The following is a 5844-nucleotide window of genomic DNA, read 5'->3' as shown; positions in this document are numbered from 1 at the left end:
CCGCTGCCCACGCCGGCCGTCACCCGCGGCCCGGTGCCCAGCGGGCTGCCGGCCCGCCGGCGGGCGCCCGGCCGCCGGGGCCCCGGACAGAGCAGCTAGCCCTCCTCGGCGCCGCCGGAGTCCGTGTCCGGGAGCACCTTGTCGCCGTAGTCGACGATCTGCTCCTCCTTGGGCGCACGCAGGGTGAATTCCTGGTTCCAGTCCGCCATCCTCACCTCGCCCGCGTCGCCGCCGCGCGCCAGCCGCAGCGGATACGGCTCGCCGATCAGGGACACCTCCAGCACCCCGCCCTGGCCGCCGCCCGCCACCACCTGGATGGTCTTCACCCCGCCGATCTCGCCGCGCTCACCGGTCTCCCGCTCGCCCTCCATCACCAGCAGCCCGTCGAGCATGGCGTTCTTGTCCGTGAAGCCGCTGAGCCGCTGGTACGCCGGGTCCTCGGGGGCCACCTTGACGTACTTGCCCTCCAGCTTCCCGGCCGGGTCGATGTCCGGATCGCTCTCCTCGCCGTCCTCCTGCTGGTACTCCCAGAACGACTCGTCGGCCTTGATGAAGAGGTCCTCGCCGACTCTCAGCAGTTCGAAGGTCATCCCCTCGGTCGACACCTCGCCGATCCCGCCCTGGGGACCCAGCCGCATGTCCAGCCGGAAGGATCTGCCGTCGGCCACCACGCTGCCGGAGAGCCGCACCGTGACGGCCTCGTGGGCGGCGTCCAGCGCCCGTTCCTCTATGGTCTCGGGCGGGTGCTTGGCCAGCCCGTTGGTGCCCTCGTCCGGGTCCGGGGAGCCGCAGGCGGCGCTCATCGCCGCCAGCCCGGCACAGAGGGCACCAGTGATCACGGAGCGCCAGCGGCGGACACGCGCAGACACCTCGGCCGCAACTCCTCTTCTTCCGGTGATTCTTCCGGTGATTCTTCCGGTGGTACTTCCGGTGGTACTTNGCCCTCGTCCGGGTCCGGGGAGCCGCAGGCGGCGCTCATCGCCGCCAGCCCGGCACAGAGGGCACCAGTGATCACGGAGCGCCAGCGGCGGACACGCGCAGACACCTCGGCCGCAACTCCTCTTCTTCCGGTGATTCTTCCGGTGATTCTTCCGGTGGTACTTCCGGTGGTACTTCCGGTGGTACTTCCGGTCGTTCTTCGGGCTCGTCCGGATCTCTTCCGTTCCCCGTGGCCACCGGTGACCACACGGGTCACGGAAGCACCCGGCCGGCACGACGGCACCGTCCCGGCGCACCGGCCCCGTCAGGACCCGCTGCCACGATGCTGCGGGGGAGCGTACCCGGCGCGCCGCGCGCAACCCAGGGCCGGTCCGCCACACCAGCTCGGTGCGGCGTTGCGCGGGCGCCTCCGGGCGGCGGACGTTCCGGGCCATACCGCCCGCGGACGCCGCCGCCCGGCCCGGCGCCGCGGACCGCGCCGGGACCCGTACCATCGGGTGCATGGCTACCGACACCCCCGCCGCCACCCAGGCCGGCGCGCCGGCCGAGGACGCGGTGCGCGCCGCCCTCGCGACGGTGAACGATCCGGAGATCCACCGCCCCATCACCGAGCTCAACATGGTCAAATCGGTGGCCATCGGCCCGGACGGAGCGGTGTCGGTCGGCGTTTACCTGACGGTCGCGGGCTGTCCGATGCGGGAGACCATCACCCAGCGGGTGACCGAGGCGGTGCGCGCCGTCCCCGGCGTGACCGCGGTCAGCGTGGAGCTGGACGTGATGAGCGACGAGCAGCGCAAGGAGCTGGCCGCGGCGCTGCGCGGCGGCCAGGCCGAGCGGGAGATCCCGTTCGCCCGGCCCGGCTCCCTCACCCGGGTGTACTGCGTGGCGTCCGGCAAGGGCGGCGTGGGCAAGTCCTCGGTGACGGTCAATCTGGCCGCCGCGCTGGCCGCGGACGGCCTGAAGGTCGGCGTGGTGGACGCCGACATCTACGGCCACTCGGTGCCCCGCATGCTGGGCGCGGACGGCCGGCCGACCCAGGTCGAGAACATGATCATGCCGCCGTCGGCGCACGGCGTGAAGGTGATCTCCATCGGCATGTTCACCCCGGGCAACGCCCCGGTGGTGTGGCGCGGCCCCATGCTGCACCGCGCCCTGCAGCAGTTCCTGGCCGATGTCTACTGGGGCGACCTCGATGTGCTGCTGCTCGACCTGCCGCCCGGCACCGGGGACATCGCCATCTCGGTGGCGCAGCTCGTCCCGGGTGCCGAGATCCTGGTGGTGACCACGCCGCAGCAGGCGGCCGCCGAGGTCGCCGAGCGGGCCGGCTCGATCGCGGTGCAGACCCACCAGAAGATCGTGGGCGTGGTGGAGAACATGTCCGGGCTGCCCTGCCCGCACTGCGACGAGATGGTCGACGTCTTCGGCAGCGGCGGCGGCGAGCGGGTCGCCGAGGGGCTGACCCGGGCCACCGGCGCCGACGTCCCGGTGCTGGGCAGGATCCCGATCGACGTGCGGCTGCGCGAGGGCGGCGACGAGGGCAAGCCGGTGGTGCTCACCGATCCGGACTCCCCGGCGGGCGCGGCGCTGCGCGAGGTGGCCGCGGCGCTCGGGTCCCGCCAGCGCGGCCTGTCCGGCCTGTCGCTGGGCATCACCCCGCGGAACAAGTTCTGAGCCTCCGCGGCTCCGGGGTTTGCGCGCTCCGGGGAGCGGACGGCCCCGGGTGCGGGCACCGGGGGCCGGACGCAGCACAGGCCCGCGGGAATCGGCCCGCGGGCCCTGGTGTACGGAGGGCACCGGAGGTACGCGGTCAGGCGTAGGTCTCGATGTCCTTGATGACGGCGAAGCCGAGGCCGTAGGCGCTCATGCCGCGCCCGTATGCCCCGAGGTGCACCCCCCTGGCGGCTTGGCCGGCCAGAACCCAGCCATAGTCGGATTCGCGGTAGTGGAACGGTGTGGGCTCGCTGTCGACGGGCAGCGTCAGCGTGGTCCAGCCGCCGCCGTCCAGGCTGTCGGCCAGATCCCACGCAAGGGCGGTCTGCTGCTCCAGCCAGTCCTGGCGGAGCGCGCGTTCGAGCTGCGACGGCCAGGTGCGGGACAGCAGCCCCGAACCGGCCAGCCAGGCGGCGGAGGAGACCGAGGTGGCCTCCAGTACGCCGGTGCCGTCCGGGCTGCGCCGGACCGGACGGCTGGCCACGGTGACGACCACGGCGAAACGCTGGTCGTCGTCGCTCAGTTCACCATGAATGGACGGCTCGTCCCCGTGCCCGACCGAGCCGTGCTCGACCGAGCCGTCGGCGGCCGCGCCGACGCTGCCCAGCCAGCGGGGGCCGGTGAACGCGTCGTCGAGGCCGTACCAGGGAAAGCCTGCTTGCAGAAATCCGGCCACGGCCCTGCGGGCCGTGGGCACCCCCCGCGCGGTATGCGGTTCAGCCCGACTGGTGGTCTCCATGTGCGGACGTCCCTTCCTCACGTGCGCCCGGGCAGACCCGGGACACACGTGAGGATAGCCACCCGGGCCCCGCCTTTCGGGCAGCACCGGGGAGCAATACGTATTAAATGCGCCCAAATGCGCCCCTGATCCCGGTCAGGTGGCACGCAGTGTCAGATGCATCATGTCGCGTCGGTGTCGAACGACGGCGGATCGGTCTGCGCCGCGCCCCCCGTGCCGCTCCCGGTCGCGCCGTCCGGGTCCTTGCCGGCGGCGGTGCCGGTACCGGTTCCCGGGCCCGGGCCGCTGTCCGTGTCCCTGTCCTTGTCCAGGCTCACTCCCGGTGAACCGTTGGCCTTGCTGGTGCCGGTGCCGGTGCCGGTGCGGTGCCGGGCGGCCGGGGCGCGGCCGTTCACCGCGTCCGCGACCTCGGTCAGCTCCTTGCGCACGTCGACGCTGCTGCGCAGCTCCTTCAGCCCCAGCTCGTCGTTGTCCAGCAGGTGCTTGCGGGCGAAGTTGCGGGGGTTGAGGTCCTCGAACTCGAAATCCTTGAACTCGGGGCCCAGCTCCTCACGGATGTCCCGCTTGGCGTTCTCCGAGAACTCCCGCACCTTGCGCAGCACCCGTGCGGCGTCCTGGAGGAACTTGGGCAGCTTGTCCGGGCCGAAGACGAGGATGGCCAGGATGATGAGCGCGATGAACTCAATGGACCCTANCTCGGGGCCCAGCTCCTCACGGATGTCCCGCTTGGCGTTCTCCGAGAACTCCCGCACCTTGCGCAGCACCCGTGCGGCGTCCTGGAGGAACTTGGGCAGCTTGTCCGGGCCGAAGACGAGGATGGCCAGGATGATGAGCGCGATGAACTCAATGGACCCTATGTCGAAGAACACCAGACCGCTCCCTCAGCGCTCACCTACTGGGCGTCTGCAACGGTACCCGGCCGTACTGCCCGCCGGATACCTCCCGTGGCCGCCCGGCGTACGCGTCGTCCGGGCGTCGCCCGGGCGTCGCCCGGACGACGCCCGGCCACGGCACGGATGTTCACCGTGTCCCCGGGTGTCCGGGCGGGTCAGGAGCTGGTGGCCTCGCCCAGGATGACGGTCACGTCCAGCCGGCCGCCGTCCCGCTCGATGGTCAGCTCCAGTGCGTCGCCGGGCCGGTGCGAGCGGATCTTGACGATCAGCTCGTGCGCGCTGAGCACCCGGCCGCCGTCCACGGCCGTGATGACGTCGCCCTCCCGGATGCCGGCGCGGTCGGCGGGGCCTCCGGGGTCGACGGCCGGTCCGCCGGAGTTGCCGGCCACGCGGACGCCCTCGCCCTCGTACGCGCCGTCCAGCCGGACGCCGATCACCGGGTGGACCGCGTAACCGTTGTTGATCAGCTCCTCGGCGACCCGCTTGGCCTGGTTGACCGGTATGGCGAAGCCGAGGCCGATGCTGCCGCCCTGGCCCTCGCCGTCCGGTCCGCCGATCAGGTCGGGGGTGCGGATGGCGGTGTTGATGCCGATGACCAGGCCCTGGAGGTCGACCAGCGGGCCGCCGGAGTTGCCGGGGTTGATGGCCGCGTCGGTCTGCAGGGCGTTGACGTAGCTGATGTCCGAGCCGTCGGTGTGGCCGCCGGCCGTTATGGGGCGGTCCTTGGCGCTGATGATGCCGGAGGTGACGGTGCCCTCCAGGTCGAAGGGAGAGCCCACCGCGACCACCGGGTCGCCGACGTGGACGGCCTCGGAGTCGCCGAGCGGCAGCGGCTGCAGGCCGGAGACGCGGTCCACCCTGAGCACCGCCAGGTCGTAGCCGCTGTCCGAGCCGACCAGTTCGGCGTCGACGCTGTCACCGCTGCTGAAGGTGACCTGGATCTGGCCGGAGCCGCCTGCCGGGTCCACGACATGGGCGTTGGTGAGGATGTGGCCGCGCGCGTCGAGCACGAAGCCGGTGCCGGTGCCGGCCGCGTCCCGGCCCTGGACATGGATGGTGACCACGCCGGGCAGCACGGCCTCGGCGATGCCCGCGGTGGTGCCCGGCTCGGCGGTGCGGTCCGCGACGCTGACCTGGGGCAGCGTGACCTGCTCCCCGAGACTGCCGTTCCGCTCCAGGTAGACGCCGACCGCGCCGCCGGCCAGACCCGAGACCAGCGCCACCACCAGGGCGGCGGCCACCAGCGGGCTGCGGCGCGGGCGCGGGGCGCCCTCACCCGGCACCGGGCCCGGTGCCGGGTAGCCGCCGTAACCGGCGGGCGCGGCCGCCGCCGCGGACCACGGGTCGTACCGCCGCAGCGGCTCCCCGGGAAGTTCCGGCATCCCCGGCACCGCGGGAAAACCGCCCTGTCCGCCACCGGGGTATCCGCCGCCCGGCGCGGCTCCGGCCGTGGCCGGAGCCGCGCCGGGCGCAGGGGCGGGAGCGGGATACGTGCCCGTGCCGGGCGGCGGCTGCGTGCCCCCGGCGGGGGTCCCGGCGCCGGGGGCACCGGGATGGGGGGCA

5 protein-coding genes are annotated in these 5844 nt (G+C 73.0%); 1 reads left to right on the top strand and 4 read right to left on the bottom strand.

Annotation, left to right across the window (positions count from 1 at the left end):
• Nucleotides 1–95: 95 nt before the first annotated feature.
• Nucleotides 96–869: a hypothetical protein gene (locus tag GQS09_RS26385; protein ID WP_313896344.1), complete on the bottom strand. Its 774-nt coding sequence runs from the start codon at nt 867–869 to the stop codon at nt 96–98.
• A gap of 571 nt (nt 870–1440) precedes the next feature.
• On the opposite strand from GQS09_RS26385, the gene GQS09_RS26380 reads away from it, so the two are divergent.
• Nucleotides 1441–2610, top strand: coding sequence for an Mrp/NBP35 family ATP-binding protein (locus GQS09_RS26380; RefSeq protein WP_165990052.1), 1170 nt, complete (start codon nt 1441–1443; stop codon nt 2608–2610).
• Nucleotides 2611–2746: 136 nt separating this feature from the next.
• Here GQS09_RS26380 and GQS09_RS26375 read toward each other — a convergent pair whose 3' ends face one another.
• The 3 genes from GQS09_RS26375 to GQS09_RS26365 form a co-directional block, all read right to left on the bottom strand.
• A complete protein-coding gene (locus tag GQS09_RS26375) occupies nt 2747–3388 on the bottom strand; it encodes a hypothetical protein (protein WP_165990051.1) in 642 nt (213 codons plus the stop codon).
• Between the two features lie 161 nt (nt 3389–3549).
• Nucleotides 3550–4095, bottom strand: a complete 546-nt coding sequence (locus tag GQS09_RS26370; protein WP_165990053.1) for a sec-independent translocase — start codon at nt 4093–4095, stop codon at nt 3550–3552.
• Between the two features lie 341 nt (nt 4096–4436).
• Nucleotides 4437–5663: a S1C family serine protease gene (locus GQS09_RS26365; protein ID WP_165990050.1), complete on the bottom strand. Its 1227-nt coding sequence runs from the start codon at nt 5661–5663 to the stop codon at nt 4437–4439.
• Nucleotides 5664–5844: the final 181 nt, after the last annotated feature.

Source organism: Streptomyces sp. YIM 98790, from assembly GCF_011421595.1.
Classification (GTDB): domain Bacteria; phylum Actinomycetota; class Actinomycetes; order Streptomycetales; family Streptomycetaceae; genus Streptomyces.
The sequence above is the reverse complement of the archived record's forward strand: the minus strand, read 5'-3'. Positions and strand labels throughout refer to the sequence as shown.